The organism is Pseudomonas sp. IT-P218 (assembly GCF_949767605.1).
GTDB classification, from domain to species: domain Bacteria; phylum Pseudomonadota; class Gammaproteobacteria; order Pseudomonadales; family Pseudomonadaceae; genus Aquipseudomonas; species Aquipseudomonas putida_AE.
In genome coordinates, this window is the sequence record NZ_CATKQQ010000046.1 from 1 (window position 1) to 1,855 (window position 1,855).

Annotated in this window: 3 protein-coding genes; all 3 read right to left on the reverse strand. The window is 44.0% G+C overall.

The features are described from left to right. Window positions 1-205: 205 nt before the first annotated feature. Complete coding sequence (locus ACM6I6_RS22565; protein ID WP_406593033.1) at window positions 206-478, reverse strand: hypothetical protein; 273 nt, start codon at window positions 476-478, stop codon at window positions 206-208. Window positions 479-639: 161 nt separating this feature from the next. Continuing rightward, window positions 640-1,179: an imm11 family protein gene (locus ACM6I6_RS22570; protein WP_414920733.1), complete on the reverse strand. Its 540-nt coding sequence runs from the start codon at window positions 1,177-1,179 to the stop codon at window positions 640-642. A 3-nt stretch (window positions 1,180-1,182) separates the two neighbouring features. Continuing rightward, the coding region (locus tag ACM6I6_RS22575) for an RHS repeat-associated core domain-containing protein (RefSeq protein WP_414920734.1) at window positions 1,183-1,855 on the reverse strand (673 nt) is incomplete at its 5' end.

The window sequence follows — 1,855 nt, forward strand, 5'->3', positions numbered from 1 at the left end:
CGAGCAATCCTGGAAGCGCTCGACCTGGGCCAGGGTGTTCCACTACAGGCATTCGAGCATGCGGCTGGCGTCGATTATTAATATAAAGAAAGTGACTGAGACAATGTTGGCAGCCACTTTTTCAATGAGTTTTGAAAGAGCGAACGACAGAAAGCGTTAGTGACCACATCAAAAACAAAAATAGCGTCGAAAAAATATCAATTACTCAAGGCCTGACAACCAAAAAACCATTAACCTCTTTTTGTGCAAAATCCATTTTTTCAAGCAGCGGGTTCTCATAATCACTATATATCTCTAAATACTCCCTAGGCGAAAACCTGATTAAATTATCGGTCAAAGCACCTCCAAGCAAGAGAGCTATAACCCTTTCGTAACTTTCAATAATAGAGTGAAGATCCGTCACTCCTCGCACTGCCTGAATTTGTTTAAGCTCATTCAATATTTCTTGCAATAAATCAATCAACTCAGTTTTTTTCATCTCACAACCCTTATATAGCGCTTATGTTTCTGATATCTACAATCCAACGAAAAAGGGGACCAACGAAAAAGGCGAAAAAGGGGCGAAAAAGGGGACAGATTTATTTAGGGAAAAACGAAAAACGGTCCAAAATAAATCTGTCCCCTTTTCCGCTTATTCACTCAACAACTCTGTGCAACCTCCTTAAAAGCGACCCCTCTCAGGCCCTGCGACTCTACAGCATCTTTGAACACTTGACTGACATATAGAACTTGCGGATTTTCAGGAATGCGAAAAATCTCACTCTTGTAATTCTCGGGAATATTTAACACCGCTTTGTAAACTACATACCCACCCTCCCCCTTATCATAATCGGATTGATCAATATCAAATGCATCTGATAGAACCTCGGCAACAAATACTGCGACATCCCCCGCACGCGGCCCGAGCAACTTAACCGTAGGAAAAACCTGCAAAAAACCAAGCGCCTCATATGCTTTTTCAGAGACAACCAAGATAGGCCTGAAAAATGTAAAAAAATCAGAAAGTGCCGGTTTGTTTTTATCATCACTATTATATACAACGCGATAACACTGGTTTTCAGACTCCAAAATTGCGTCACCATATGCAAGCTTTGTAGCGAACTCCTGCAGACTTTCCATTTGATCCGCATCGACCAATGTTTTATATTTGTCATTTTGCGTTATTGAATAAATTTTCATAAGTCACCCAAATAATCCGGACCACTGAGCGTCCCGTGGACTCGTTAGTAATGTATTTCGGATTCTATCGATTGTCTTCAAAACCATCGGCTTACCACCAGCCTTATCTGCACTAATTATAAGCTGGTTAACATTCTCAAAATAAGAATTTGGATGCTTACCATTATGCAGGATCCCTGGCACGCTCGAGTCAACGTTATTACGATTAGGCAAAAACACTCCGTTGATTGCATCATCCACATGAATATCATGCTTTGCCAGGACCGCTCTCGCAGGAGCTGCAAGCTTGGCAGTATCACCAACGATGTGATGAGCAGCGGAGTTTGCGGGGCGGGGAGTTCCACTTTTTGTCATATTGTTGCTTAGCGCTTTGGAGCAAAGCCCCAATGGATCGATCCAACCAATAGCGCTATTAGCATATTGATACAGATTGACTCCGCCAGCTAAACCAATCGGATCCTGCGCCACAAACCGCCCCACCTCCGGATCGTAATACCGAAACGTGTTGTAGTGCAGCCCCGTCTCGCCATCAAAATACTGCCCCTGAAACCGCAGGTTCTGCTCGACATCATTGACCGCCAGCCTTTCAACCGAACCCCACGCCTTGTACGTCGCCTGCCAGACAATGCTCCCGTGCGCGTCAGTCATCTCCAACGGCGTACCAATCTGATCAGTG